Genomic DNA, 25,871 nt, shown 5'->3' with positions numbered 1-25,871 from the left:
CAATCATAAACACTAAATTTTCTCATTATTTTTATTATACTAATCTTTCAGCAATGGAAGAGACCGCCTGCAAGTTCGGTGAATCTTGAAAAAAATTTATACCAATGTTATCATTTTTTAAGCAACTATTGATTAACTTTTGATTTTTATTATATATTTACATTACTTTAAGATTCAAGAAGGAGTTTTTTGTATGAAACTGATGCGGATACAGGAAATGGAGGAGTACATTTTATCGCATGGCACTGTTTCCTTAGATGAGCTGTGCCAGGTTTTCAATGTCTCGAAAAACACAGTCAGACGCGATATCAACAAGCTAACGGAAAAGGGTGCGATCGAAAAAGTATACGGCGGCGTAACATCAATTGAGAAAACCGCATTGGTTCCTTTTGAGAATCGCACCATCCAGCACCAAGATGAGAAAACAAAAATTGCCCATTATGCTTCCCGGTTTATTGAAGACCATGACTTAATCTTCATTGATTCAGGGACAACGACCAAATCGATTCTCGATACGCTTGATCCGAACAAAAATGTCACCATTTTAACCAACAGTTTGGACATTATCAATGCGGCGGCGGCTTTGAAACATATCAACTTAATCATCATCGGAAACAACTATAAAAGAAAAACACGCTCCTTTGTCGGCATGGATGATCCCGGTACCTTGGAGAAGTACAATATCAACAAAGCCTTTATGTCCGCAACCGGAACAACACTGACACATGGATTGACCAATTCGGATCTGCTCGAGTACGACATTAAAAAGAGGATTTCTGAAAAAGCGAAAGAAGTGTATTTATTGGCCGATCATTCTAAATTCGGAAAATCAACGCTGCTGACCTATGCGCCCTTTGACAGACTGCATTGTATTGTGACATCTCAGCCGTTAGATGACGAGTACACGCAGTACTGCCATGAGCACCAAATCGGCATTCATCTGGCTTAACGTTTACAATAGTATTGAGAGTCTTTCATCAATTTTATTCCAGGAGGTAGATCATGAAAAAAGCAACGCTCGGAAAATCAGACCTGCAGGTATTCCCTATCGGATTAGGAACAAATGCTGTAGGAGGACATAACCTCTACCCGAATCTGAATGAAGAAACCGGAAAAGAATTGGTTCGCGAGGCCATTCGCAATGGCGTGACCATGTTAGATACCGCTTACATTTATGGGATCGGCCGTTCCGAAGAATTAATTGGTGAGGTGCTGCGCGAATTCAACCGCGAAGATGTCGTCATCGCCACGAAAGCCGCACACCGAAAAGAAGGAAATGACTTTGTCTTTGATAATTCACCAGCATTTCTTAAAAAATCGGTTGATGAAAGCCTGAAGCGTTTGAAAACTGACTATATCGATCTGTTCTACATTCACTTCCCGGATGAACATACGCCGAAGGATGAAGCGGTTAACGCACTGAATGAAATGAAGCAAGCCGGAAAAATCCGCTCCATCGGTGTCTCCAATTTCTCTTTAGAGCAATTGAAAGAAGCAAACAGAGACGGATTAGTAGATGTATTGCAAGGCGAATACAACCTGTTAAACCGTGAAGCGGAAAACACATTCTTCCCGTATACGAAGGAGCATAATATTTCATTTATTCCTTACTTCCCGCTCGTGTCTGGATTATTGGCAGGAAAGTATACAGAAGATACAACGTTCCCTGAAGGAGACCTGCGAAACGAACAGGAACACTTCAAGGGCGAGCGTTTCAAAGAAAACATCAGAAAGGTCAACAAGCTTGCGCCAATTGCTGAAAAGCACAACGTGGACATCCCTCACATCGTATTGGCTTGGTATTTGGCAAGACCGGAAATCGATATTTTAATTCCTGGCGCAAAACGTGCCGATCAGCTGCTTGATAACATCAAAACAGCTGACGTGACGCTTTCTCAAGAGGATATTTCATTTATTGATCAACTGTTCGCATAAGAAAAAAACAGCCTTCTCTATTGGGAAGGCTGTTTTTATTTGCCCATAAATTGGTTTGATTTTGATGTAAAACTTACAAAAAGAGCCATGAATCCGATAAAATAAAGGGAGTTTATCTCAGAAAGAAAGTGATTGAAAAAGCTAAATACGATATGAAAGATTGATATGACGCTAGAATAAGCTCATCTATCTGGCCCCTCTTTCACTTTTGCTGATGATTCAAACCAGAAATAACGGGCCGTTGCGGCCTATGGAGGAAACAGAATGAAACTGAAATATGTAAAAGCCTTAGTTGCAGTAACCGTTGCTTTAGGTGTACTGCTGCCATCAACCATTTCTCATGCAAAAAGTTTTAGTGGCCGCTCATCATCCAGTCACAGCAGCCGAAGTTCAAGCTCGTCATACAGCGGAAGCTATAAATCCAGCCCGAAATCAAGCTACAGTTCAGGATCAAGCTCTTCAAGCAAAAACTCCAAAACGTCTGATGATTCATCATCATCGATTTCGCTGAAAAAGAAATCTTCCGATAAGACAAGCTCATCAAGCTCTAAAACATCGTCAGGCACGTTTTCCGGCGCAACATCAAAAGTAAGCGGAAAGACATACAGCGGAAAAACATCTAAAGCTTATGTTGGCGGACGTTATGTTTCAGTGAATCATTATTACAATGCAGGATTCTCGCCATCAGGATGGTTTGGCTATTATAGCGGATTCACAACGAGCATGTTTATGATCAGCATGATGCACCCTTGGGGTTACACTTATCATCCAGTCGGGGGCCCAGGCTATGTTTCTTATGGCGCTTCGCCTATTGCCTGGATCGTTGATGTCATCGCTTTGATCATTATATTAATCATAGTCATTGCAATCATTCGCGCATTTAAAACACCGAAGACATACAGAAGGAGCTTTTAGGTAATGAGATTGGTATTAAACGAGCAAGAAATTGTAGACGGGATTTGTGTGTATATTTCTAATGAAGAAGAGATTTACCCTGAAGACGTTGAAGTAAAAGAGCTGTCTTACAACAAGCGTACAGGATTTTTCGCTGAAGCCAAATATGGCCTGCATCACAAGCAGCTTGAGTCGGATGACATTTCAGAAGGCATTATTCAGTTCTTAGAGGAGTACCATAATTTCAATCCAGACGTTACCGTCGTTGAATTGCAGTTTGATAAGAAAAAAGGATTCTCCGCCTTGGTTTTCGTCAACGAGGGAGAAGAATAAAAATGTCCTAATTAAAATCTTACTCCGGGCGAGTAAGGTTTTTTAATATGTTTTTTCTCCCGTCCATGAAGTGCTGTAATTACTGTTTCCCGTTTTCATTGGATCTGCCATCATTGTGATCCTCGCTATCGTGATCAATAACTTGCGTAAAAACCGCCAATATCCCTCGTTTTGGCTTTGAATTTCCTTTTATGAAATCAATATTTTTTCAAACAAATGTTTCAAATCGATTAGGAAAAGGGTACTACTCTATTAACTTTGTTAAATATAGTACATACTCATTGGCTCAAAGACTGAGGAGGAACATTTGTGAAGACAAATATAAGGAAATATTTGATCTACTTTTTCGGCGCTTTAGGGGGGCTGCTTTACGGTTACGATACGGGCGTCATCTCGGGCGCGCTGCTATTTATCAACAATGATATCCCTTTAACAACACTGACAGAAGGATTGGTTGTCAGCATGCTGCTACTCGGCGCGATTTTTGGTTCCGCATTCAGCGGGACGTGCTCCGATCGCTGGGGCAGGAGAAAAGTCGTATTTGTCCTTTCCATCATTTTTATCATTGGGGCGCTCGCTTGTGCGTTTTCTCAAACCGTCACCATGCTAATAATGTCTCGGGTCATTCTCGGTTTAGCCGTAGGCGGTTCAACGGCGCTGGTGCCTGTCTACCTTTCAGAAATGGCGCCGACAAAAATCCGCGGAACACTCGGCACGATGAACAATCTAATGATTGTCACCGGTATTTTACTTGCATATATCGTTAACTTTCTATTCACACCGTTTGAAGCGTGGCGCTGGATGGTGGGGCTGGCTGCGGTTCCTGCCGTGCTTTTATTAATTGGGATCGCGTTTATGCCGGAATCGCCAAGATGGCTCGTGAAGCGCGGACGTGAAGATGAAGCGAAACGAATCATGAAAATCACTCATGATCCAAAAGATATTGAAATAGAATTGGCGGAGATGAAGCAAGGGGAAGCTGAGAAAAAAGAAACAACACTCGGCGTGTTAAAAGCCAAATGGATTCGTCCCATGCTTTTGATTGGGGTCGGTCTTGCTATATTCCAGCAGGCTGTCGGCATTAACACGGTGATATACTATGCGCCAACCATTTTTACAAAGGCTGGCCTTGGTACGTCAGCTTCTGCACTCGGCACAATGGGAATCGGTGTCCTCAACGTCATCATGTGTATCACCGCCATGATCTTAATTGACCGTGTCGGCCGCAAAAAGCTTCTGATCTGGGGAAGTGTCGGCATTACGCTGAGCTTGGCCGCACTATCGGGTGTGCTCCTGATGCTGGGGCTCTCTACATCAACAGCTTGGCTCACCGTCGTATTTCTCGGAGTTTATATCGTATTCTACCAGGCGACATGGGGGCCGGTGGTTTGGGTGCTCATGCCTGAGCTCTTCCCGTCCAAAGCGCGCGGAGCAGCGACAGGGTTCACCACTTTGGTGCTATCGGCGGCCAACCTGATCGTGTCGCTCGTCTTCCCGCTCATGCTCAGCGTGATGGGCATCGCATGGGTCTTTATGATTTTCTCAGTCATTTGTCTTCTCTCATTTTTCTTCGCCCTTTACATGGTTCCTGAAACCAAAGGGAAAAGCTTGGAAGAAATTGAAGCAAGCTTGAAACAACGTTTTAAAAGAAAGAACAACAGACAAAGCCGTGTGCTCAATGAACGGACGTCATAAATAAAAAAAGGAATCGTCTCATTTGGACGATTCCTTTTTTATTCTTACACCATTACTTTGCACATATTGTTCGTAAATTCCACAGGGTCCTGAATTGGCAGACCTTCGATCAGAAGCGCCTGATTGTACAGGAGATATGTGTACAGGCTTAGTTTCTCTTTATCTTGTTCGAAAGCGTTCTGCAGCGTGTTGAATACCTCGTGATTCGGGTTGATTTCCAGCACTTTGTCCGCCTTTACATTTTGGCTGTCCGGCATCGCATTTAAGATTTTTTCCATCTCGATTGTCACTTCACCGTCAGCTGCAAGGCAGACCGGATGAGATTTGAGGCGTTTGGATACTCTGACGTTTTTCACTTTGCCGGACAGAATATTTTTCATTTCCTCAAACAGATCCTTGTACTTGCTTTCCTCTTCTTCAGACTGCTTTTGATCCTCTTCTGAATCGATGCCAAGATCGCCGCTTGATACAGATTTGAACTCTTTTTCTTGATATGAAGCGAGCATTTTGATCGCAAATTCATCAATATCCTCTGTAAAGTAAAGAATTTCATAGCCTTTGTCCGCTACCATTTCCGTTTGCGGCAGTTTTTCAATGCGGTCGTATGAATCACCGGTCGCGTAGTAAATATATTTCTGCTCTTCAGGCATTCTGGATACATACTCGTCTAGGCTGACCAGTTTTTTCTCTTTGGAAGAGTAGAATAATAAGAGATCCTTCAATTGATCTTTATTCGCGCCAAAATCATTGTACACGCCGAACTTCAGCTGTCTGCCGAATGATTTGTAGAAGGTCTCATATTTTTCTCTGTCTTTTTTCAGCAGGCTCTGCAGCTCGCTTTTGATCTTTTTGCTGATGTTTTTCGCAATCAGCTTCAGCTGGCGGTCATGCTGCAGCATTTCTCTGGAAATGTTCAGCGACAGATCCTCAGAATCGACCATACCCTTTACAAAGCTGAAGTGGTCCGGCAGCAGATCCGCGCATTTGTTCATAATCAGCACGCCGTTGGAATACAGCTCCAAGCCTTTCTCATATTCCTTAGAGTAATAGTCAAACGGCATGTTTTCAGGAATAAATAGAATCGCGTTGTAACGAACGGCACCATCCACACTAATATGGACGTGAGTGAGCGGTTTATCAAATCCGTAATGCTTTTCAGAATAGAACGTTTCATAGTCCTCATCTGTCAGCTCGCTCTTGTTTTTTCTCCAGATCGGCACCATGCTGTTGACCGTCTGTTCTTCCTGCACCTCTTCAAATTCATTCTCGCTGCCTTCCTTCGGCTTGTTAACTGTTGTATCCATTTTGATCGGGTAGCGAATGAAGTCGGAGTACTTTTTGATGATTGCTTTTAAACGATATTCTTCTAAAAATTCATCATAGCTCTCATCTTCCGTGTTCTCTTTGATCTTCAGAATAATGTCTGTGCCGACAGAATCCTTTTCACACGGCTCAATTGTGTAGCCGTCCGCGCCTGCAGACTCCCATTTATACGCTTCTTCGCTGCCGAGCGCCTTACTGATAACGGTCACCATGTCGGCAACCATAAACGCCGCATAAAATCCGACACCGAATTGCCCGATGATGTCATGACCGTCCTTCAATTCGTTTTCTTTTTTAAACGCAAGAGAGCCGCTTTTCGCGATCGTACCGAGGTGCTGTTCAAGCTCGTCCTTTGTCATTCCGATCCCTGTATCCGTGATCGTCAGCGTTCGCGCACCTTTGTCAGCCGCAACTTTTATGTAGTAATTGTCTTTATCGAAGGTTAGCGCATCATCCGTCAGCGCTTTGTAATAGATTTTGTCAATCGCGTCACTCGCATTGGAAATTAACTCGCGCAGAAAAATTTCTTTTTGGGTGTAAATGGAATTAATCATCATATCCAGCAGTCGTTTGGACTCTGCTTTAAACTCTTTTTTGGCCATTCCGCTCGCTCCTTTTTCATGCTTTGTGATGTTATGTAAACTCTTTTCAGCATCTATTTATCACAAATGATGACTTCTGTCAATATGGTTTTCATCAAAGAACGATAGATGCATATATATGTCAATTTAACATTAGTTGGGTGAGTTTTCACTATTTTTTCTAGACAATCGGATAAGAAAAAGAGAGGATCAGCCTCTCTTTTGTCCTGCATCATTCCAACGGCCAAACTCCCGCTTCATCCAAATATGCACCGGATAGAAAAACAAACAGAACGGTATCAGAAACAATAGATTATGCCATGAAGCATTCAGAAGTGCGCTAGCTGTAACCGGAAACGTAATCTCTTGCAATAAAAAAGAGATGACAGTCAGCACAGCAAACGCAGCCGGAATCGTGACAAGACAATAAAATTTGAGTTCCTTCTTATGCTGTATCTTCAAAACACATAAAACCTCCCACAATTTCTCATTCATCTTACCATATGCAGGTATTACTTTTTTCACATGTTTATCACTGCACACAGCGGGAAGACAAATAAAAAAGGAGGATTCTTGTAATGGGAAGATTAGAAAACAAAACAGCTGTGATCACAGGCGCTGCGACAGGCATTGGACAAGCAACGGCAGAGGTTTTTGCCAATGAAGGCGCGCGTGTGATTGTCGGCGACATTAATGAAGATCAAATGAAAGAGACAGTCGAAGCGATCAGACAAAACGGAGGACAGGCTGAGGCTTTTCATCTTGATGTGTCAGATGAAGAAAATGTGAAACAATTTGCTGATCAACTCAAAGACGCGTACGGCACAATTGATATTCTCTTTAACAACGCCGGCGTCGATCAGGAAGGCGGAAAAGTCCACGAATATCCCGTTGACCTGTTTGACCGCATTATCGCAGTCGATCTGCGCGGCACGTTCCTTTGCAGCAAATACCTGATTCCGCTCATGCTCGAAAAAGAAGGCTCCATCATCAACACCTCCTCCATGTCAGGCAGGGCTGCGGACCTTGACCGCTCCGGCTATAACGCCGCAAAAGGCGGTATCACCAACCTGACAAGAGCGATGGCAATTGATTACGCAAGAAACGGCATCCGGGTCAATTCCATTTCGCCGGGTACGATTGAAACCCCGCTGATTGATAAACTGGCCGGCACCAAGGAACAGGAAATGGGCGAGAAATTCCGCGAAGCCAACAAATGGATCACGCCGCTCGGCCGACTCGGCAAACCGAAGGAAATGGCGACGGTGGCGCTGTTCCTGGCATCGGACGACAGCTCATACGTCACAGGCGAAGACATCACCGCAGACGGCGGCATCATGGCGTACACATGGCCTGGGAAGATGCTGATTGATGAGAAATGGAAGGAAGAAACGAAATAAGAGAGGGGATTCACCCCCTCTCTTTTTTGTTTTTCAAAGCAATACAATCTTATACTTCTTCACATCCAAAAACTGCAAAAACTCCCTGGCCAGCACCCTCGGATCGTGCGCCTTTCCCTCATCCAGCCGATACAACATCAAACCGATAATCATAGCGGAAACATAATAAGCATAGAGTTTCTTTCCCGCGCGGATATCAAGCTGCTGATGCAGGTAAAAAGATTCCAGCGCTTTGAACATGCTGGGTATCACATGAGGAATTCCCCATTCAGGATTGAGAAACCGGACAATAGGCGAGCGCTCCGATAACGCAGAAAGCAGGCTGGCAAGCGCCGTCTCAGCTTCCGCTAAAGAAAGCTCATCCGGACTGGCACTCACCGTCAGCCGATCAATCATATATGCACACGATTGATGAATCATCGCTTGTACCAGCTCATCTTTATTGGCATAGTGATCATAAAAGGTCGCCCTGCGAATGTTGCTTTTTCTGGCAATATCCGAAATCGTCACCGCCGCATAGTCTTTTTTCTCCGCCAATACGTCCAGTAACGCCTCCTGCAGCGCCTGTCTCGTGCGGACAACACGACGGTCAATTTGCTTGTTCTCCTCCAGCTCCGCTTCAACAGCCTGTCCAAACAGCCAATAAAACCGTTTCTGAGAAACAAGTTCCCATACCTTGTGGCTGATGGCTTCTGGAGACGCTGACGCATCCTCATTCAGCCAGTACAAAATAATCGCATACGTATACAAAGCCCTGTAATGTCCGTAAATCTCCTGCTCCATGGGCGTCAAATTGACATGAATCGGAGACAGCATGACATCCTGCTGAAACACATCTTTAAAAAATCGGTGGAAATTGTGATACGGTACGTTGTCTCTAACCATCATTGCTGAGAAGAAAGATTGATGCTGATGAACAAAAGACAATGTCGGATGCACGGTTTGCCGCTTTTGGCTGAGATGAAGTGTATCCATATGCTTGAACGCTTCATAGAGCGCTTCGCTCAATCCTTCCTGCATGTCACCCATCAAATCCTCAATGATGGAAAACTTATCCTCGTAATAAAGATAGAGTGTCCCGCGGCTCACTTGTGCGTGTTCAGCAATTTCTTTCATTGTAATCTGTCGAATATCCCTTTTTTCTAATAAATCCAGAAGCGCCTGTTTGATTTGAGCCTCAGCAGATTCCGGCAAAAGAGTCACCTCCAAACTTAGACAGATGTTCGATATATGTACGGTAACGTATAGATGATTCTCCGTTGTCTTTCTTATAGAAAAGATACCACTTTATAATAGTTCCGAGATAAGCAGAAAGCAAATGAGGGGGATTTTACAATGGAACAGCAAGTAAAAGACGACATTCAGCGCGTCTTCCAGCTTCAGAAAAAACAGCAAAAAGTGCTGCGCGCTTCAACAGCGGAACAGCGCAAAGAAAAGCTTCAGCGCTTTTTGGATTCCGTCATCGCACATGAAGAGGAAATCATCGAAGCGATCCGCAAAGACGTGCGGAAGCCGTATCACGAGGTCAAAAAAGCAGAAATCGAAGGTACAAAAAAAGCGATCAGAGATAATATGAACAACCTGGAAACATGGATGGCACCCAAAGAAGTCGGTTCATCCTTAAGCTCTGATGCCAACGGAATCCTCATGTACGAGCCTAAAGGCGTTACGCTTATACTCGGTCCGTGGAACTACCCGTTTATGCTGACGATGGCGCCGCTTGCCGCTTCTATCGCAGCAGGAAACAGCGCCATTGTGAAGCTGTCAGACTTTACGATGAACACGAGCAACATTGCCGCAAAAGTCATCCGAGATGCTTTCGACGAAAAAGAAGTTGCCATTTTTGAAGGAGAGGTTGAAGTGGCCACTGAGCTTCTTGATCAGCCGTTCGACCACATTTTCTTCACCGGAAGCACAAATGTGGGAAAAATCGTCATGACAGCAGCCGCCAAGCACTTGGCATCTGTCACGCTTGAGCTTGGCGGCAAGAGTCCGACCATCATCGACAGTGAATACGACTTAATGGACGCAGCGAAAAAAATTGCTGTCGGCAAGTTCGTAAATGCCGGTCAAACCTGCATCGCGCCGGATTATGTCTTCATTAAAAAAGACGTGCAGGACAAGTTCGCGGGCATTTTACAAACCATTGTCAACGCAGGATTTATGGAAGATGATTACACGCCGGACCGAAACAAATTTACGCAAATTGTCAATGACCGCAACTTTAACCGCGTCAAAGCTTTATACGACGATGCCATCGAGAAAGGCGCGGAAGTTGTGTTCGGCGGCGTCTTTGACGCAAGCGACCGTACGATCTCGCCAACCGTTTTGAAAAACGTTACGCCAGATATGAAGATCATGCAGGAAGAAATCTTTGCACCGATCCTGCCGATGATGAACTATGAAGACATCGATGAAGTCATTGATTACGTAAATGACCGCGATAAACCGCTCGCGCTTTATGTATTCAGCCACAACCAAGACCTGATCGACAATGTCCTTCAGCATACCACATCAGGAAATGCAGCCATCAATGATGTCGTCGTTCATTTCAGTGACGTCAACCTGCCATTCGGCGGCGTGAATACAAGCGGAATCGGCTCTTACCATGGGGTATACGGATTTAAAGAGTTCTCCCATGAAAAAGGTGTGTTTATTCAAGCAACTAAATAAACATGGTTCAGAGAATCTGCATCCCTTGCAGATTCTCTTTTTCTATCATCCCCAGTTCAGTCATTTCCAGTTTGTGAATAAATGTAGTTCACAGAAAAATCATGCATCAGCGAAAATAGAAAACTATGTAAAATTCCTTGTGACAGGTTTCTTTGACGAAGAACGAAAAGCGGCAAAAAACCAAATGATGTTTACAGCCGCTGAAGCGAGACAGAGCCCCATCACAGTAATCACATCAGAAAGCGGATGGTCACCAAATATACTGATCATCAGCACAATGGCGGCAGTAGATAAGTGAATCAGCAAACCCATGCCGCAAAGCGCCGCCATCACAAATCTTATTGCATCCACACCCAGCATGTACATGAGGATGGGAATGAGATAGAAAACAAGTATCATACCAATTGCCGACCACATACCGATAGAGTTGAACTGATTGGCTGAGGACCCCGTGTCTGCCAGCGGAGAAAGTGAAGCCGCAGCAATCACAGCGCAAAAAAGGAATGCAGAAATTGCAGTCATGATCACTACGCGATTTTTTCTGGACATGATCAATTGACACCTCCTAAAATAGAAATATTAACCTTTATTATCATAAAGGAAAAACTAATAGAAATCGATGGTGTTTCTACCTTAATTTCAGTGTTGTGTTCTATGTTAAAACCTGGTGTAAATACCCAGTCCAAACCCTTCCTCGCTCTCCGCTTCAATTAGCTCCCATACCTGCTTGCAGCTCGTGCTCTATCATCCAACCCGTCTGTCGATCAACAGCAGACGTTTCTTGTCGTCCTCACTAAACACCCGATGACCGTTCGCCTTTCGTTTAACCGGCAGAAGCAAGCCGATTTTCTCATCATAACGAACTGCATCCTCAGTCATTTGGCACTGCTTTATGGCTTCTAATAATGTATAAGACATGCTTTTTAATGATCTCTGGTATATTTATATAGTAGAAAAGAAAGGATAAAAGACTCATTTTTCAGTAATATCAGGATTTTATCACCATATCATATTGCAAAAGCTTTTTTTACAAAGTATACTGTTCCAGATTAATTCAAAGGAGAGAGAAATATACATGGAAAAACCGGCAGGATTTTGGATTCGTGTTTTAGCTTATTTAATTGATGGCATTATTGTATCTGTTCCTAGCTATATTATTCTATTTATTATCAATTCCGTATTTATCGCTGGATCCATCGCAACAGACCCATATATGACGCAAGACGAATATATGGTGAAATACTTGACGCTTGCCTTTTTGCCAACCATGCTGATCATGATCGTCATCAGTGTGTTATATTACGGGCTGCTTACAGCTTCTAAAATGCAAGGCACGCTCGGCAAAAAAATTCTCGGGCTGAAAGTAGTCAATGAACAAGGCGGACGCGTGTCTATCGGGCAGGCAATCGGCCGTTACTTTGCGTACATATTATCTGGAATTATCTTTTATATCGGCTTTATCATGGTCGCATTCGGAGAGAAAAAAGGCCTGCATGACATCATTTGCCGCACACGGGTTGTATATAAATAATTGAAAACCTGAAAAAGTCTAGACTCCAATATGAGTCTAGACTTTTATTTATCTATGATTTCTTCAAGATCGGCTGCCATTTCATATACGTAATGCTCCTCCAAAGCCACTCAAACGGCCCCATTCGAAATGCCCGAAGCCAAAGATGGCTGAAAATCATTTGAAGGGCACATACCGCGATCGTGATCAGCACGCCCGCAGCCGGATACACTTTGCCGTATAACCCCAACCCGTAATGATAGAAAATCAACGTACAGATGATCGATTGCATGAGATAGTTGGTAAATGCCATTCTCCCGACTGCAGAAAAGTATTGCAGCGGCTTAGCCAGTCTTGTCTTATGATATAGATACACAATCGTTGTGACGTAGAAAAACATAAGAAAAGGCGCTCCAACCAGCAAACATACTTCTATTTCGGTCACACTGTACAATATATGAGCGCTGATGCCAATGACCAGCCCAGACAGCCATACTCTTTTTAACGCTTTGCGGTGCTTTTCCGGCTGATGCAGCAATCTTGATTTTGCCGCCGCGGTGCCCAGCAAAAACATACTGAAATATGGGATGGAGGCAAAAAAGAAATTCAGCGGATTATAGGTCAGCATGCCATTCATTGACATATAAACGAAACGGTCGTGGATTCGCTGTTCCGCAATGTCTTTCAGGCTGCCGTTTCCGTAAGCATGCAGCGCCTGCTTCGCCTGCTGAATGGCCGCTTGTGCCCATTCTTGACCGTTCGCTTGATGAAAGCTTGCCAAAATGAACGGAAGCGAAAACAGGAGATACAAAGAGACTGCCCATATCAACAGTGTTTTCGGCTTTGCTTTTCTGAACAAAAGGAAAACCAAGCCAAGCAGGGCGTATTCCGTTAAGATATCCCCGTCCCATATCAAAAAAGCATGAATGGTTCCAAAGATGAAGAGTGCCAATAATCTCCTGATATAAAGCGGGACAAAACGTTTTCCTTTGCTTAACGCTTTCTCCATCATCACCACCATGCCAAACCCAAATAAAAATGAAAACAGTAAAATACATTTGGTTTGAATCAAAAATTTCAATATGTCTGCTGCAGCAAAATCTGCATCAGACCACTTTTCCGTGAAAAAATTATCCTTTCCAAGCATAGACAAATACATATCCGGATAACTGAAGTGCGCCAAGTTCACAAATAGGATGCCGAAAATGGCAATTCCTCTTAACACGTCAAGTACACCAATCCGCTCATTTGTCAGAGTCGGCTGTAATGAAGCCATATGAATCACGCTCCTTTATTTCTATACCTCAAGCGTATGAAAAATAGAAGCGAAGAAACATCGATTTAGATGGCAACGCCAAGGAAAAACCTTACAATCCTGTCACCTTCACAATAAAAAGCCAGGCTTCACAGGAAGCCCGGAGATATTATGGTTTCATGACCTTTAAATCTAATGTGTCGATATTCTGCAAGACACGGTCGAATCGCAAAGCTTGAGGTTCACTCGGGAAGATATGCCCCTCATACGGATCTCCTAACGTGCGGAAAAACGGCTCGAATAAGCCCGGAACCAATACCCCCACCATTTTTGTATAGTGAGAATCCAAGCGATAGGAGTGTACAGTGTTGGCAGGAACATGCAGAAAATCTCCTGGATTAAGCTGAATTTCTTCACCATCGGCCCACATCGTCATTTGCCCTTCAAGGCAATAGAATGTTTCTGTATGATGCTCATGGTAATGATCAACGATGCGATCGCCTTTAGGGCCTTCAGATGATACAACGATAAATTGCCCGTCTGTATTCTTTTGCGCAGCCACTATCCGGTGTAGCTGATCGCCCGTCAACAACCGGTCTCCTTCTCCAGACTCAAGCACATATGGAACAACGCCATCCGGAAGTTCTGTATTCTCCACTAATGTTGGAGCCCCGGCAGGGTTTTCATCCTCCGCAAACATAATGTCCGCCACCTCAGCCGCTTTTTCAAAACGCTCTTTTGACACTTCTTCGCTTGCGTGCGGCGGATGTTCAGCGTGATCATATGGCGTTCCAAGCACGGAATACATATGTGCGACATTTCCTTTCATTGTGTAAGACACCAGCCGTGTTCTATGGCTCTGCATCCGGTAGCTGTGCGGCGTTCCGGCCGGAATATTCGCATAATCACCAGCTACTAAAAGATAATGTTCACCATCAAGCGTTAGTTCAAGCTTACCGTCCAGAACAAGAAGCCCTTCATGCGTATTTTTGTGAATATGAAGCGGAAAGGCATCCCCTTTTCCCCCAGAAAGCAGTACGATCTCGAACAAATCTCCCGTGCTCTTTCCGTTTGCCATCACTGTCGCAACCTGTCTGCCGAACAAGTAGCGCTCTCCCTCTCCGCTGCGGAGCAAGTAAGGCACTTTTTCTTTGGGCAGTGAATGTTTACTTAACGTTTTCATGTTGTTTCCTCCAATTTAGACCAGTCTATATATTTTAGGTTTCTGACTAGACCGTTCTATATAATTGTAGGGGAAAGGATAACAAATTGCTACCCTTTTTTCCTCACCAATACTGGAATTTGTTCGGCAATGAGAAGAAGGGGCGTTTTGTCTTTATTCGTTAACGAAAGCATAATACCGCCTTCAATCATCGAATTGATCAGCATCCCAAGCTGATTTGCTTCTTCTTCTGCAAATCCGTTTTCCTTTAATTTTCTGGCGAAAACCGCTTCCCAGCTTTTAAACACCTTCATGCAAACCGTGCGCAGCGGCTCGCTGATTAACGCCGTTTCACTCGCCAGCAAGCCGACTGGGATCCCTTGAATGCTTTCCGTATTGTCAAACTGGCTGGCGGTTTTTTTGATAAAATGCTGAATCGCTTCTGTTGGATCAGAGGATTCATCCATACTTTGCTGTATCACATGCTCAACGATCTTTCCTGTATATGAAACCGCTTCAATTGCTAATTCTTCTTTGCCATTCGGAAAAAAGTGATAAAGCGATCCCTTAGGAGCACCGCTTTCTTTCACAATCTGGTTTAAGCCCGTCGCGTGATATCCTTGCAGCTGGAACAGACGTGACGCTGTGTGAAGGATTTTTTCACGTGAATCTCCTCTGCTAGTCATTGAAACATTCCCTCCTAGGTATGGTAGAGCGACTTATATAATATAAAAAAGAACCTTGGGATTGTCAAAAAGGGGTAGTGGCCTCCCGGTTGGGGTAAATGTAGACAAACATGTCTAGGAGGGGATTCTCGATGCCAAATGATGATACGGTCACCAATACCGAACAGCTTGAAAAACAGCAAAACCCGAAAACGAAGCTCAAACTGAAAAAAGTAAAGGATCAAGTCATCGTCATTACCGGTGCTACAAGCGGAATCGGCCTCGTCACCGCGAGAATGGCAGCCGAAAAAGGAGCAAAAGTCGTCGCAGCAGCCCGAAATGAAGATGCCCTTCAGGAGCTCGTTGACGAAGTAAAGAAAAAAGGGCACGAAGCCATCTATGTAAAAGCGGATGTGGGAAAAGAAGAAGACGTCAACCGCATCGCAGAAACCGCAATCAGCACATTCGGCCATTTTGACACATGGGTAACAACGCAGCAGTTTCGGTTTTCGGACACGCCATGGATGTGACCACCGAAGACATGAAGCGCGTGTTTGACACCAATTTCTGGGGTCCGGTCTATGGAACAAGGGCAGCCGTCAAACACTTTACAAGCAGAGGCGATCCGGGTGCTCTCATCAATGTAGGAAGCCTATTCGGCGACAGAGGAACCGTCATTCAATCCACCTACGCGTCTGCGAAATTCGCGCTTCACGGATGGACAGAAAGCATTCGAATGGAGCTTGAAAAAGAACAGGCACCCGTCTCAGTCACACTCATCCATCCAGGCAGAATCGACACACCCTACAACGAACACGCCAGAAGCTACTTGGACAAACAGCCGGCTCATTCCCGCTCTATGATCTATCCGCCGGAAGCTGCAGCCGAAGCCATCCTGTTTGCCGCTGAACATCCGAAACGCGACATGTACATCGGCTCGCAGGCAAAATCCATCGCCATGCTGGGTACACTCTTCCCCCGGCTGACCGACAGGCTGATGGAAAAAATCATGTACTACAGCCAGCATGCGGAAAGACCGTCCAAACCGCGTGAAGAAAGCGCGCTTTACCATGCGGGCTACGGCATGCATGACAGGGGGACAAATAAAGGGTGGCTTCGGTCAAGAAGCTATTATGCAAAGGCCACAAAGCGCCCGGCGGTAACTGCGGCTGCGGCTGTCGGGCTTGCTTGTGTCTGGGCTGCCGTTAAACGCACCAAATAAGAGCTTCCCATTTGATTGCACACCATAAAAACCCATGCAGATTTAACATGCATGGGTTTTTTGATGTTAATCGACAAAGGCCTTGTTCATACGCTGCAGAAGTTCGCCAAACATCTCTTTTTCATGTATTGACCACTCTTTCAGCATCTGTTCATAACGTTCTAGGCGCATCTGCTGATCTGCCTTTAATGCTTGTTTGCCGAGTTTTGTAATAGTAAACAGACTGACTCTTCTATCGGAAGGATCGGTAAAACGATAGATGAGCTCCTTGGCTTCTAAAGCTGCAGCTTGTCTCAAAAGCATTTGAATATGGAGAACTAGCCGTATCCATGAGTTCTGTCTCCATGACACTCTATGTGGTTCTCGGCTCATTTTTCGGACCGCTTGTCATCTGGCTGTTTCATATTTAATAAAGAAAGACTGCCCCGGAGGAGGGCAGTCTTTTTTGGGATACGAATCGGCGAAAGTAAACAGGCATTTTGGCCTGTTTATTTTAGTTCTCCGATATCTCTTAAATATTGTTCACGCTCTTTTTTATCGGGGTAAGCGGTTTTGATGTATTCTTCTTTTTCTTTCTTGGTGTATTCGCTCCAATCTGTAAAACGATTACCTACATCCTCAGGGTAACTCATTCCGTCCACTTTATTGGAATCATAAATTAAATCTGCTGAGAAGTAAAACTTATCTGGATTGTCATTTATATATCCATTTACTATTATTCTTCCCATTGGGTTTATTTCAACTTTATCCTCGAAAGTAATTTTTTTAATAAAATTATGAATATCTTCCTCCTTTAGATGTTCTTTAATTTTTGGTTTCATCTTTTCTACATATTCTTCTGCTTTTTCTTTATCGCTTTTTTCTTCTTTTTTCACTGTCTGTTTACCTCCAGTCTCTTCTGTTGTTCGATCTGATATATTCATTTTTTTTACTATTCCGTAAGAAATACCTAATACAACAATCAATACGATCGTACCTATTATAAGTATTTTTTTTACAAATGACATGGTATTTCATCCTTTTTTAATTTATTATACAATATATACAAGTTTTTGGAGAGTGAAGTTATGTCTAGAAAAAAGAATTCACTTACAGACGAAGATTATAATAAAGCATCAAGTGCTGCATATAATCTTAGAAACTATCGTATTGGTACTAACATTGAGATAAGTAATGGACAAAAGTTATATGTAGTTGATCATAAAAAAACGAAAAAAGGGCTTGATGCCCTTACTTTAGTATCCGAAAAAGATTACAAAATTTCCAACCATGGAAAAGACAAAGAAAAAATCCAAAACGCCATCATCGCATACCGTGGATCAGAACCCATCAGCCCCGGCCAATTCCAAGATACAATAAAACAATATCGTGATGAGCGGGAACAGCTTATTAAAGAAGTAGAGAAAAAGGGAATCAACATTCCTGAAGATGAAGATGGTTCCTTTTATGATTCAGCAAAAGGGCTTCGTGAATATTCAAATGAGATTTTGCAGGATTGGCTTCACATGGATACTAGTTATCTAGTTGGCAAAAAGCCGTTTGATGATGGAACAGATAATCAGGCCATACAGGCAGATCAATATGCAAAAACAATACATCAAAATTTTAAAAATGCTGACATTCAAGTAACGGGTCACTCATTAGGCGGTTCTAATGCAGGCTATGTCGTAGTGATGAATGATTTTATAGAACGCGGTGTCACTTTCGAGAATCCTAACATATATGAAAACCTGCCTGAGGATGTAAAAGCCCGAGCGTTAAAGGGAGAGTTTCGCAGTCGTTTAACAGAATATATTAATTTAAATGATGGATTATCCTTGCTGAATCGGGATGCTGCTGAAGTAGGCAAAGTAAAAGTGATGTATGACGAAGCTTTGCCGAATGGTGTACAGAATAATAGCCTCCCTGATGAAGTGAAAATGCTGGGCCTTGGACTTAAACATTATGGCAATCAATCTCTTGATATTACACTATTTGCTGAAGCCTTGATGGGAAGTCACGGCTTGGATCGATACAACTTCCATTCAGATGGCTCTGTCCAAACTGTGGATGATGTTTTAAAGAACAACCCTGACTTTGCATTAGCGATGCTTAAGCAAATGAAATCAACGAATGTGAAGGCCAATACAGGTGTTTCGATTCTGATCAAATCACATGTATTAATGAATACAAGTACTCAGTTGAAGCATATTGCCGAAACGGAATGGTCAAAAATGATACGCCAGATTGAAAGAATCGATGACAAAGTAAAGGATTCAATTGAGGATGTCAGGAATATGCATGCACGAATGGTTGGTTTTGGCGCCTATGATGAATTATCAGTTTCCGATGTCGATGATCTGATCAATAAGATCAAAATGAACAAACCGCACCACCTTTTTTACTCAAAAGAAAAATATGATCAGGCAGTAGATGCAGCGCTCAATCTGCAACACTTTCTACAGATGATTGCAGATGATCTCGGACATATGGGACATGCGTATCATGATGCAGATCTGGCAGCGGCCAGTCGAATGGGGATTTCATAAGGAGAGAAAGATACATGGATTTTATGAATAAGAAACCAACAGACGCTGACCGTTTTATGCAAAGAATGACGAGTCAGCATTCAAGCACTTCGATTTTTTCAAATGCTGGTGTAAATACCTCTGAAATGACACCTGAACAATTGGCTGCGTTCAAAGAGAGGAAGAGACAAGAACAAAAATTGGCGTTAATGAATTCAATCAAAAAACAATTAAGCTATGCATTCCAGGAAGACCGTAAGAATTTGTCTTCGATCCTTGAAAACATTACAGATGCCGAGCAGGCTATAAAGACAAAACGAGAAATCCTCAACCATCATATGTCTGGAAAAGCAATAGATAGTATCACTGATAAAATGAAAGATCACCTTTCATTCGATAAAGTTCATTCTGATGTTTCGAGAGTAATCAATTCCATTGGCTTATAAGGTAGATAGTCAATATCCCTTAAACTAAAGAAGATATCATCTCCGAAAAGTGGCGCAGCGAGAACGAATCACGAATGAAACTGTGCGTCTGGAAAACGATCATTAGCACAGAAAAAAGCAGACTGTTCCCAGTCTGCTTTTCCCATTACGATCTAAAGAAATCAACCAGCGGCTGAAAATCCTTAGACAAATCAACATCATTCGGCTCTGCTTGAAGCAGGCGGTCAATCATTTGCTCTAATTCCTCAATATCATTTTTATCTGTGTATTCAATGAAGTTTAAGCTTTCAAGCCAATCCCGGTAGGAATGTTTAGCTTTGCCGTAGCTATTTCCAAAGACGAGGCATGGCGTTTTTGTGATAATCGAGAAGATCATCGCGTGAAGGCGGTCGGTAATGACCAATTTACTTGAACCGATGCGGTCAAGCATCTCCATAAAATGCTTTTCCCGATCCTCGTAATCAATCATATCGACCGTATCAAGCACCGTGTCTGTACGCTCCGCGTAGGTTGTTTTTTCTGCCCATTTCATCATGTGTGAAATAAAATCTTCATCGGTTACCTTCTCCTTGTCCGCTCTTAAAATAAAAAGAACGCCGTCCCGTTCAAGCTCTTTCGGTACGATATCCAAAGACAGCACCATATCCGGTGTAAAGATCACATTTGAATTGAAGGTTTCTTTCACAACATCGAGCGTCTGCGTCTCCCGCACGGCAATCGTTAAATGTGGATTTTGATGGTACGCATCCTGTGTTTTTTTCTTTTCTTTGTTTCCGTCCTCTGTATCTTCAAAATAAACGGATTGAGGAAGAGAAATGGATTTATAGTCTTTAAACGCTGCAAAGACCTTCCTTCTGTCCTCCTCAATATCGAGATAAAGATTGCCTAAATTTCCTCCGCCGGTAAAGCAGACAATATCGTCTTCACGGATAATTTCCTTCACCAATTCGATGCCTTCATCCGTCGCATAGTCCATAATTTCAATATATTCATAGTACGGAAAACGATTTTTAATAAATTTCTCTTCCGCATACGCAATCGCTTGGTCTCCGATGTTTGTGTAACTCGGGGAACCAAACAAAAATACTTTTCGTTTATCATTTAATAAGGCTTCGGGTTTTACATTCGGCGCGATCCCTTTACCTAGTTTTTTGCCTTTGATTTCTTGTACAGTCATGTCTGCGTCCTCCTTCTAGGTTGTGCTTGTTACCTGTCTGTACCCATAAAGGAGGGTGAATATGCACGGGTATGTGCTTGCCCGGCTTTATATCAGATACATCGTTTTCGCCAGTTTTAAGGATGCCGCAATGTTTCTTGCCGTTCTTTCCATATTCTCGGCTGCATGCCCAATTGCGTCTGCAAGGGGCACGGCTCCCGGCACGATGCTAAAAAGGGCATCCATCCCGTGTGCATAGACTGCATCACTGTCTCGCGAAACGGATCCCGCAAGTCCAATGACAGGCACATCGTATGCCTTAGCAGCTTTGGCCACGCCAATCGGCGTCTTCCCGTAAACTGTCTGGCTGTCAATCCGCCCTTCGCCGGTAATCACAAGATCTGCATCCTGAACCTCGCTTTCAAACTGGACCGCATCGAGGACGATGTCAATGCCTCTCTTCAAATCAGCACGGAGAAAAGCAAGAAGACTCCATCCGAGACCGCCTGCTGCACCGGCGCCCTCTGTTTCCCTGAAGCTTGTTTCAAGCGTTTTCTCTGCCACATCCGCAAAGTGAGACAGGTTCTGGTCAAGGATAGGCACCATGTCAGGCGTGGCGCCTTTTTGAGGACCGAAAACAGCGGAAGCCCCTTTTGGCCCTGTTAACGGGTTATCCACGTCGCAGGCGACTTCGATTTTTACATTTCGTAATCTGGGATCAAGTCCTGCCAAATCTATTGAAGAAAGCTGAGAAAGCGCACCGCCTCCGGGTCCAATTTCATGGCCTGATTCATCAAGAAGCCTTCCGCCCAGCGCCTGAACCATCCCGGCTCCGCCATCGTTTGTGGCGCTTCCGCCGATTCCGATGATCAAATGCTCTGCACCCGCATCAAGAGCGGCTCCGATTAATTCTCCCGTTCCTTTAGTAGATGTGGCAAACGGATTTCTCTTCTCTGCGGGCACAAGGTGCAATCCCGATGCGGCAGCCATCTCAATCACAGCCGTTTTTCCGTCTCCCATTAGGCCAAAAAACGCTTTTACTGGTTCCCCGAGCGGACCCGTAACCATCTGCTCTTTTATGATTCCGCCTGTGGCATCGATTAATGACTGTACCGTTCCCTCACCGCCGTCCGCCATCGGCAGCTTCCGATATTCAGCATTCGGGAAAACTGTTTTGAAGCCTCTTTCTATGGCGTGAGCCGCCTCCAACGCTGATAAGCTTTCCTTAAAAGAATCTGGTGCAATAATGATTTTCATCCAATCGCCTCTTTCAAAAAGTGATGATTTACAGTGTCTTTTCTTCAATTTACCATAATTACTTTTGGAGATATATACCAATTTACCAGTAAAAATTTTATTAAAAATTAGAAATGAAAGTGTTTGCATTAATAAAACATTCACGTTATCATACTTGTATACAAGTATACTCCTTAGTGAAGAAGGTGAGCGTATGCTAGACTCCAAGGACCTGTTATATCCCGCAAAATGGCTTTCAAAAGCGTCCACCGGCGTTCGCGTTGCTTGCGAGCTGAGAATGCGAATTATTTCAGGCATGATTGAAAGCGGTACCATTCTATCAGAAAATACAATCGCGGCTGAGTTTTCCGTAAGCCGTTCGCCGGTTCGCGAAGCGTTAAAAATACTGGCTTCCGAAAAAATCATCCGATTAGAACGAATGGGAGCGGTTGTGATTGGGTTAACTGAAAAGGAAATCGCAGAAATATATGACGTGCGTTTATTATTAGAAACGTTTGTCTTTGAACGGCTTGTCAAAATCGACGTTGAGCCTTTAGTCAAAGATCTCAGCAAGATTCTAGAAATCATGAAAGTCTCCATCAAATACGAGGACGCGGACGAGTTTTCATTTCAGGATGTGTTATTCCATGAAACGATTATCCGCGCCATTGATCACTCATACATTCAGATGATCTGGAACAATCTAAAACCCGTAATGGAAAGCTTTATTCTTTTATCAATGCGGGTACGGTTAAAGGAAAAGTACGAAGATTTCTCAAGGATTCTGGACAACCATGAGCTATATATTCAAGCAATCAAAACAAAGGACAGGGCGCTGATGGTTCAGTCTCTGCACCAGAATTTTGACGATGTGCAAGAAAAAGTAGAGGACCTCTGGCTCTCACAACAAATGCTGGCAAAAGGAGCTGAACACCAAAATGACTAGTTATATGTTAGGAATCGATATCGGTACGACCAGCACAAAAGCTGTATTATTCACTGAAAACGGAGACGTGGTACAGAAAGAAAGCATCGGCTACCCGCTCCATACACCGGACATCTCAACAGCTGAACAAAATCCGGAAGAGATTTTTCAGGCTGTTATCCATACAACTGCAAGAATCACGAAACAGCACCCGGAAAAACAAATCTCATTTATTTCCTTCAGCAGCGCCATGCACAGCGTCATTGCCATGGACGAAAATGATCAGCCGCTGACGCCATGCATCACGTGGGCAGACAACCGAAGCGAAGGCTGGGCGCATAAGATTAAAGATGAGCTCAATGGGCATGAGGTTTACAAACGAACAGGAACACCCATTCATCCAATGTCACCGTTAAGCAAAATTACATGGATCACAAACGAACGAAAAGAAATTGCTTCTAAAGCCAAAAAATATATCGGCATCAAAGAGTACATTTTTAAACAGCTATTTAATGAGTATGTAATCGATTACTCATTGGCATCAGCGACAGGGATGATGAACCTGAAAAGCTTGGATTGGGACGAGGAAGCACTGACGATCGCAGGCATTACGCCGAATCACTTATCCAAACTCGTGCCGACAACCGAGATCTTTCAGCACTGCAGCCCGAAATTAGCGATACAGATGGGAATCAATCCAGACACACCTTTTGTCATCGGCGCAAGCGACGGCGTACTGTCCAATCTCGGCGTCAATGCCATTAAAAAAGGAGAAATCGCCGTTACGATCGGTACGAGCGGCGCTATCCGAACCATTATCGACCAGCCGCAAACCGACGAAAAGGGGAGAATTTTCTGCTACGCGTTAACGGACAAGCATTGGGTTATCGGCGGTCCGGTGAACAATGGGGGCATCGTTCTTCGCTGGATCAGAGATGAATTTGCTTCGTCAGAAATCGAAACAGCGACAAGACTGGGAATTGACCCGTATGACGTGCTGACGAAGATTGCTGAACGCGTCAGACCGGGTTCTGACGGCCTGCTGTTCCATCCGTATCTCGCCGGGGAACGCGCTCCGTTATGGAACTCGGATGTACGCGGCTCATTTTTCGGCCTGACCATGTCACATAAAAAAGAACATATGATACGTGCAGCATTAGAAGGGGTCATTTACAACCTGTACACTGTGTTCCTGGCGCTAACAGAATGCATGGACGGACCGGTCACCCGAATTCAAGCGACTGGCGGCTTTGCAAGATCAGAGGTTTGGCGGCAAATGATGTCGGATATCTTTGAATCAGAGGTTGTCGTTCCGGAAAGCTATGAAAGTTCATGTCTCGGCGCCTGCATTTTAGGCCTGTATGCGACAGGGACAATCGATTCGTTCGATGCCGTGTCCGACATGGTCGGCAGCACGTACAGACATACGCCAATTGAAGACTCAGCCAAAGAATATAGAACATTAATGCCGATTTTCATTAATTTATCAAGATCATTAGAAAATCAATATACCCAAATTGCAAATTACCAAAGAAGCCTAATTACACACAAATAGCACATGACATGAAGGGGAGGGCATTACCATGCCGTTAATCATTGTTGCACTTGGGATCCTAGCTTTACTGATTTTGATTATGGGCTTAAAATTAAACACATTTATTTCATTACTGATCGTATCATTCGGCGTGGCACTGGCACTTGGGATGCCGTTTGATAAAGTTGTCAGTTCCATTGAAGAAGGTATAGGGGGGACACTTGGCCACATCGCACTCATCTTCGGACTCGGTGCGATGCTGGGCAAGCTGATTGCTGATTCAGGCGGCGCACAGCGTATAGCAATGACGCTCGTCAACAAATTCGGCGAGAAAAATATACAGTGGGCTGTTGTGATTGCTTCATTTATTATCGGAATCGCGTTGTTCTTTGAGGTAGGATTGGTTCTCTTAATCCCGATTGTATTTGCGATTTCAAGAGAATTGAAGATTTCTATTTTATATCTCGGTATTCCGATGGTCGCAGCATTATCCGTCACACACGGTTTCCTGCCGCCGCACCCGGGACCGACAGCGATTGCCGGGGAATACGGCGCAAACATCGGTGAAGTGCTGCTGTACGGCTTCATTGTTGCTGTTCCGACCGTCCTGATTGCAGGGCCAATATTTACAAAGTTGGCGAAAAAAATCGTTCCTGCATCATTTGCGAAAAACGGAAATATTTCGTCACTCGGCACACAAAAAACATTCAAGCTTGAAGAAACACCAGGCTTTGGAATCAGTGTATTTACAGCAATGCTTCCGATTATCATCATGTCGATCGCTACCATCATTGATTTGCTTCAGGAAACAATAGGATTTGCGGATAACAGTTTCCTCGCTTTCATCCGTTTAATCGGAAATGCATCGACTGCCATGATCATCTCACTGCTCGTTGCTGTTTACACAATGGGAATCGCACGCAACATTCCAATCAAAACCGTCATGGACTCTTGTTCTACAGCCATCTCGCAAATTGGCATGATGCTGCTGATCATCGGGGGAGGCGGCGCCTTTAAACAAGTGTTAATCAACGGCGGTGTCGGCGACTACGTTGCAGATTTATTCAAAGAAACGGCATTATCACCGATTCTGCTGGCATGGCTCATTGCAGCGATCCTGCGCATCTCCTTAGGATCAGCAACCGTTGCCGCATTAAGCACGACGGGGCTCGTCATTCCCTTGCTGGGACAGTCAGATGCCAACCTTGCATTAGTGGTGCTCGCAACAGGCGCGGGAAGCGTCATCGCTTCACACGTCAACGATGCCGGCTTCTGGATGTTCAAGGAATATTTTGGATTAAGCATGAAAGAAACCTTTTCCACATGGACCTTGTTGGAAACAATTATCTCCGTTGCTGGACTAGGATTTATATTATTGTTAAGTTTAGTTGTATGAAATTAATGAAGGAGATGTAACAC

At 43.9% G+C, this 25,871-nt stretch carries 24 protein-coding genes and 4 pseudogenes; 16 read left to right on the top strand and 12 right to left on the bottom strand.

The window, feature by feature from the left end; all coding sequences use genetic code 11:
- Positions 1-193 precede the first annotated feature (193 nt).
- The 6 genes and pseudogenes from iolR to LJF29_RS10255 all read left to right on the top strand — a co-directional run bounded on the left by iolR (position 194) and on the right by LJF29_RS10255 (position 4,857).
- On the top strand, positions 194-949 hold the full coding sequence (gene iolR / locus LJF29_RS10280; RefSeq protein ID WP_010332530.1) for a myo-inositol utilization transcriptional regulator IolR: 756 nt from the start codon (positions 194-196) through the stop codon (positions 947-949).
- Between the two features lie 53 nt (positions 950-1,002).
- Complete coding sequence (locus tag LJF29_RS10275; protein WP_010332531.1) at positions 1,003-1,935, top strand: aldo/keto reductase; 933 nt, start codon at positions 1,003-1,005, stop codon at positions 1,933-1,935.
- Between the two features lie 264 nt (positions 1,936-2,199).
- Positions 2,200-2,850 carry a hypothetical protein gene (locus LJF29_RS10270; RefSeq protein ID WP_229148323.1) on the top strand — a complete coding sequence of 217 codons (651 nt, stop codon included), beginning with the start codon at positions 2,200-2,202 and terminating at the stop codon, positions 2,848-2,850.
- 3 nt (positions 2,851-2,853) lie between these two features.
- Positions 2,854-3,162, top strand: a complete 309-nt coding sequence (locus LJF29_RS10265; protein WP_229148321.1) for a DUF2653 family protein — start codon at positions 2,854-2,856, stop codon at positions 3,160-3,162.
- Positions 3,163-3,241: 79 nt separating this feature from the next.
- Positions 3,242-3,343, top strand: a pseudogene (locus LJF29_RS10260) (HPP family protein); the annotation flags it as partial.
- A gap of 128 nt (positions 3,344-3,471) precedes the next feature.
- Entirely contained in the window at positions 3,472-4,857 is a 1,386-nt protein-coding gene (locus tag LJF29_RS10255) for a sugar porter family MFS transporter (protein ID WP_010332536.1), read from the top strand.
- A gap of 44 nt (positions 4,858-4,901) precedes the next feature.
- On the opposite strand, the gene htpG is transcribed toward LJF29_RS10255, so the two are convergent.
- Positions 4,902-6,782, bottom strand: a complete 1,881-nt coding sequence (gene htpG, locus LJF29_RS10250) for a molecular chaperone HtpG (RefSeq protein WP_229148319.1) — start codon at positions 6,780-6,782, stop codon at positions 4,902-4,904.
- Positions 6,783-6,971: 189 nt separating this feature from the next.
- A complete protein-coding gene (locus LJF29_RS10245) occupies positions 6,972-7,223 on the bottom strand; it encodes a hypothetical protein (RefSeq protein WP_168749226.1) in 252 nt (83 codons plus the stop codon).
- A 116-nt stretch (positions 7,224-7,339) separates the two neighbouring features.
- Here LJF29_RS10245 and LJF29_RS10240 point away from each other — a divergent pair, with 116 nt between their 5' ends.
- Positions 7,340-8,161 (top strand): SDR family oxidoreductase, encoded by an 822-nt coding sequence (locus LJF29_RS10240; protein WP_229148318.1) that lies wholly within the window; start codon positions 7,340-7,342, stop codon positions 8,159-8,161.
- A gap of 33 nt (positions 8,162-8,194) precedes the next feature.
- Here LJF29_RS10240 and LJF29_RS10235 read toward each other — a convergent pair whose 3' ends face one another.
- Positions 8,195-9,355 (bottom strand): TetR/AcrR family transcriptional regulator, encoded by a 1,161-nt coding sequence (locus LJF29_RS10235; protein ID WP_229148317.1) that lies wholly within the window; start codon positions 9,353-9,355, stop codon positions 8,195-8,197.
- Between the two features lie 141 nt (positions 9,356-9,496).
- Here LJF29_RS10235 and LJF29_RS10230 point away from each other — a divergent pair, with 141 nt between their 5' ends.
- On the top strand, positions 9,497-10,834 hold the full coding sequence (locus tag LJF29_RS10230) for an aldehyde dehydrogenase family protein (RefSeq protein WP_229148315.1): 1,338 nt from the start codon (positions 9,497-9,499) through the stop codon (positions 10,832-10,834).
- 123 nt (positions 10,835-10,957) lie between these two features.
- On the opposite strand, the gene LJF29_RS10225 is transcribed toward LJF29_RS10230, so the two are convergent.
- Positions 10,958-11,383 (bottom strand): DUF5391 family protein, encoded by a 426-nt coding sequence (locus LJF29_RS10225; protein WP_229148313.1) that lies wholly within the window; start codon positions 11,381-11,383, stop codon positions 10,958-10,960.
- Positions 11,384-11,578: 195 nt separating this feature from the next.
- Positions 11,579-11,752: a MerR family DNA-binding transcriptional regulator gene (locus LJF29_RS10220; protein WP_229148312.1), complete on the bottom strand. Its 174-nt coding sequence runs from the start codon at positions 11,750-11,752 to the stop codon at positions 11,579-11,581.
- 157 nt (positions 11,753-11,909) lie between these two features.
- Here LJF29_RS10220 and LJF29_RS10215 point away from each other — a divergent pair, with 157 nt between their 5' ends.
- Entirely contained in the window at positions 11,910-12,365 is a 456-nt protein-coding gene (locus tag LJF29_RS10215) for an RDD family protein (protein ID WP_202656518.1), read from the top strand.
- 52 nt (positions 12,366-12,417) lie between these two features.
- On the opposite strand, the gene LJF29_RS10210 is transcribed toward LJF29_RS10215, so the two are convergent.
- The 3 genes from LJF29_RS10210 to yxaF all read right to left on the bottom strand — a co-directional run bounded on the left by LJF29_RS10210 (position 12,418) and on the right by yxaF (position 15,447).
- Positions 12,418-13,620: a DUF418 domain-containing protein gene (locus LJF29_RS10210; RefSeq protein ID WP_229148310.1), complete on the bottom strand. Its 1,203-nt coding sequence runs from the start codon at positions 13,618-13,620 to the stop codon at positions 12,418-12,420.
- 148 nt (positions 13,621-13,768) lie between these two features.
- Complete coding sequence (locus LJF29_RS10205) at positions 13,769-14,782, bottom strand: quercetin 2,3-dioxygenase (protein WP_229148308.1); 1,014 nt, start codon at positions 14,780-14,782, stop codon at positions 13,769-13,771.
- 89 nt (positions 14,783-14,871) lie between these two features.
- Positions 14,872-15,447: a transcriptional regulator YxaF gene (gene yxaF, locus LJF29_RS10200; protein ID WP_229148306.1), complete on the bottom strand. Its 576-nt coding sequence runs from the start codon at positions 15,445-15,447 to the stop codon at positions 14,872-14,874.
- 131 nt (positions 15,448-15,578) lie between these two features.
- On the opposite strand from yxaF, the pseudogene LJF29_RS10195 reads away from it, so the two are divergent.
- A pseudogene (locus tag LJF29_RS10195) lies at positions 15,579-16,648 on the top strand (SDR family oxidoreductase).
- A 66-nt stretch (positions 16,649-16,714) separates the two neighbouring features.
- Here the strand turns inward: LJF29_RS10195 and LJF29_RS10190 are convergent.
- A pseudogene (locus LJF29_RS10190) lies at positions 16,715-16,963 on the bottom strand (MarR family winged helix-turn-helix transcriptional regulator); the annotation flags it as partial.
- On the opposite strand from LJF29_RS10190, the pseudogene LJF29_RS21305 reads away from it, so the two are divergent.
- Positions 16,942-17,058 (top strand): annotated as a pseudogene (locus LJF29_RS21305) (LrgB family protein); the annotation flags it as partial. The pseudogenes LJF29_RS10190 and LJF29_RS21305 overlap by 22 nt on opposite strands.
- 78 nt (positions 17,059-17,136) lie before the next feature.
- On the opposite strand, the gene LJF29_RS10185 reads toward LJF29_RS21305, so the two are convergent.
- Positions 17,137-17,655, bottom strand: a complete 519-nt coding sequence (locus LJF29_RS10185) for a DUF1433 domain-containing protein (RefSeq protein ID WP_010332558.1) — start codon at positions 17,653-17,655, stop codon at positions 17,137-17,139.
- Between the two features lie 60 nt (positions 17,656-17,715).
- On the opposite strand from LJF29_RS10185, the gene LJF29_RS10180 reads away from it, so the two are divergent.
- Together LJF29_RS10180 and LJF29_RS10175 are read left to right on the top strand one after the other, a co-directional pair.
- Positions 17,716-19,176: a lipase gene (locus LJF29_RS10180; RefSeq protein WP_229148301.1), complete on the top strand. Its 1,461-nt coding sequence runs from the start codon at positions 17,716-17,718 to the stop codon at positions 19,174-19,176.
- Positions 19,177-19,190: 14 nt separating this feature from the next.
- Positions 19,191-19,601, top strand: coding sequence for a hypothetical protein (locus LJF29_RS10175; RefSeq protein WP_229148299.1), 411 nt, complete (start codon positions 19,191-19,193; stop codon positions 19,599-19,601).
- Positions 19,602-19,746: 145 nt separating this feature from the next.
- Here the strand turns inward: LJF29_RS10175 and LJF29_RS10170 are convergent, their stop codons facing one another.
- Both LJF29_RS10170 and LJF29_RS10165 read right to left on the bottom strand, forming a co-directional pair.
- On the bottom strand, positions 19,747-20,778 hold the full coding sequence (locus LJF29_RS10170) for a polysaccharide pyruvyl transferase family protein (RefSeq protein ID WP_229148298.1): 1,032 nt from the start codon (positions 20,776-20,778) through the stop codon (positions 19,747-19,749).
- An 87-nt stretch (positions 20,779-20,865) separates the two neighbouring features.
- On the bottom strand, positions 20,866-22,014 hold the full coding sequence (locus tag LJF29_RS10165) for a glycerate kinase (protein ID WP_229148292.1): 1,149 nt from the start codon (positions 22,012-22,014) through the stop codon (positions 20,866-20,868).
- 193 nt (positions 22,015-22,207) lie between these two features.
- Here LJF29_RS10165 and gntR point away from each other — a divergent pair, with 193 nt between their 5' ends.
- Genes gntR through gntP form a run of 3 tightly spaced genes read left to right on the top strand, consistent with a single transcriptional unit; the run spans position 22,208 to position 25,848 of the window.
- Entirely contained in the window at positions 22,208-22,939 is a 732-nt protein-coding gene (gntR, locus tag LJF29_RS10160) for a gluconate operon transcriptional repressor GntR (protein WP_010332563.1), read from the top strand.
- On the top strand, positions 22,932-24,473 hold the full coding sequence (gene gntK, locus LJF29_RS10155; protein WP_229148291.1) for a gluconokinase: 1,542 nt from the start codon (positions 22,932-22,934) through the stop codon (positions 24,471-24,473). Before gntR ends, gntK begins: the two co-directional genes overlap by 8 nt.
- Before the next feature lie 28 nt (positions 24,474-24,501).
- Positions 24,502-25,848 carry a gluconate permease GntP gene (gene gntP / locus LJF29_RS10150; RefSeq protein WP_168749245.1) on the top strand — a complete coding sequence of 449 codons (1,347 nt, stop codon included), beginning with the start codon at positions 24,502-24,504 and terminating at the stop codon, positions 25,846-25,848.
- The last annotated feature ends 23 nt before the right edge of the window (positions 25,849-25,871 follow it).

The sequence above is a fragment of the Bacillus sp. LBG-1-113 genome (assembly GCF_020708615.1).
In the GTDB taxonomy this organism is placed as follows: Bacteria; Bacillota; Bacilli; order Bacillales; family Bacillaceae; genus Bacillus; species Bacillus mojavensis.
This window is presented reverse-complemented; position numbering and strand designations above follow the sequence as displayed.

Bases quoted from the DNA above. Each gene is read 5' to 3' on its own strand.
- gntK (WP_229148291.1), top strand. From the start codon at position 22,932: ATGACTAGTTATATGTTAGGAATCGATATCGGTACGACCAGCACAAAA.
- LJF29_RS10230 (WP_229148315.1), top strand. From the start codon at position 9,497: ATGGAACAGCAAGTAAAAGACGACATTCAGCGCGTCTTCCAGCTTCAG.
- LJF29_RS10180 (WP_229148301.1), top strand. From the start codon at position 17,716: ATGTCTAGAAAAAAGAATTCACTTACAGACGAAGATTATAATAAAGCA.
- LJF29_RS10220 (WP_229148312.1), bottom strand. From the start codon at position 11,752: ATGTCTTATACATTATTAGAAGCCATAAAGCAGTGCCAAATGACTGAG.
- LJF29_RS10270 (WP_229148323.1), top strand. From the start codon at position 2,200: ATGAAACTGAAATATGTAAAAGCCTTAGTTGCAGTAACCGTTGCTTTA.
- LJF29_RS10205 (WP_229148308.1), bottom strand. From the start codon at position 14,782: ATGAAAACGTTAAGTAAACATTCACTGCCCAAAGAAAAAGTGCCTTAC.
- yxaF (WP_229148306.1), bottom strand. From the start codon at position 15,447: ATGACTAGCAGAGGAGATTCACGTGAAAAAATCCTTCACACAGCGTCA.
- LJF29_RS10275 (WP_010332531.1), top strand. From the start codon at position 1,003: ATGAAAAAAGCAACGCTCGGAAAATCAGACCTGCAGGTATTCCCTATC.
- LJF29_RS10215 (WP_202656518.1), top strand. From the start codon at position 11,910: ATGGAAAAACCGGCAGGATTTTGGATTCGTGTTTTAGCTTATTTAATT.
- htpG (WP_229148319.1), bottom strand. From the start codon at position 6,782: ATGGCCAAAAAAGAGTTTAAAGCAGAGTCCAAACGACTGCTGGATATG.
- LJF29_RS10240 (WP_229148318.1), top strand. From the start codon at position 7,340: ATGGGAAGATTAGAAAACAAAACAGCTGTGATCACAGGCGCTGCGACA.
- LJF29_RS10265 (WP_229148321.1), top strand. From the start codon at position 2,854: ATGAGATTGGTATTAAACGAGCAAGAAATTGTAGACGGGATTTGTGTG.
- LJF29_RS10185 (WP_010332558.1), bottom strand. From the start codon at position 17,655: ATGTCATTTGTAAAAAAAATACTTATAATAGGTACGATCGTATTGATT.
- LJF29_RS10225 (WP_229148313.1), bottom strand. From the start codon at position 11,383: ATGTCCAGAAAAAATCGCGTAGTGATCATGACTGCAATTTCTGCATTC.
- iolR (WP_010332530.1), top strand. From the start codon at position 194: ATGAAACTGATGCGGATACAGGAAATGGAGGAGTACATTTTATCGCAT.
- gntP (WP_168749245.1), top strand. From the start codon at position 24,502: ATGCCGTTAATCATTGTTGCACTTGGGATCCTAGCTTTACTGATTTTG.
- LJF29_RS10165 (WP_229148292.1), bottom strand. From the start codon at position 22,014: ATGAAAATCATTATTGCACCAGATTCTTTTAAGGAAAGCTTATCAGCG.
- LJF29_RS10210 (WP_229148310.1), bottom strand. From the start codon at position 13,620: ATGGCTTCATTACAGCCGACTCTGACAAATGAGCGGATTGGTGTACTT.
- gntR (WP_010332563.1), top strand. From the start codon at position 22,208: ATGCTAGACTCCAAGGACCTGTTATATCCCGCAAAATGGCTTTCAAAA.
- LJF29_RS10175 (WP_229148299.1), top strand. From the start codon at position 19,191: ATGGATTTTATGAATAAGAAACCAACAGACGCTGACCGTTTTATGCAA.
- LJF29_RS10170 (WP_229148298.1), bottom strand. From the start codon at position 20,778: ATGACTGTACAAGAAATCAAAGGCAAAAAACTAGGTAAAGGGATCGCG.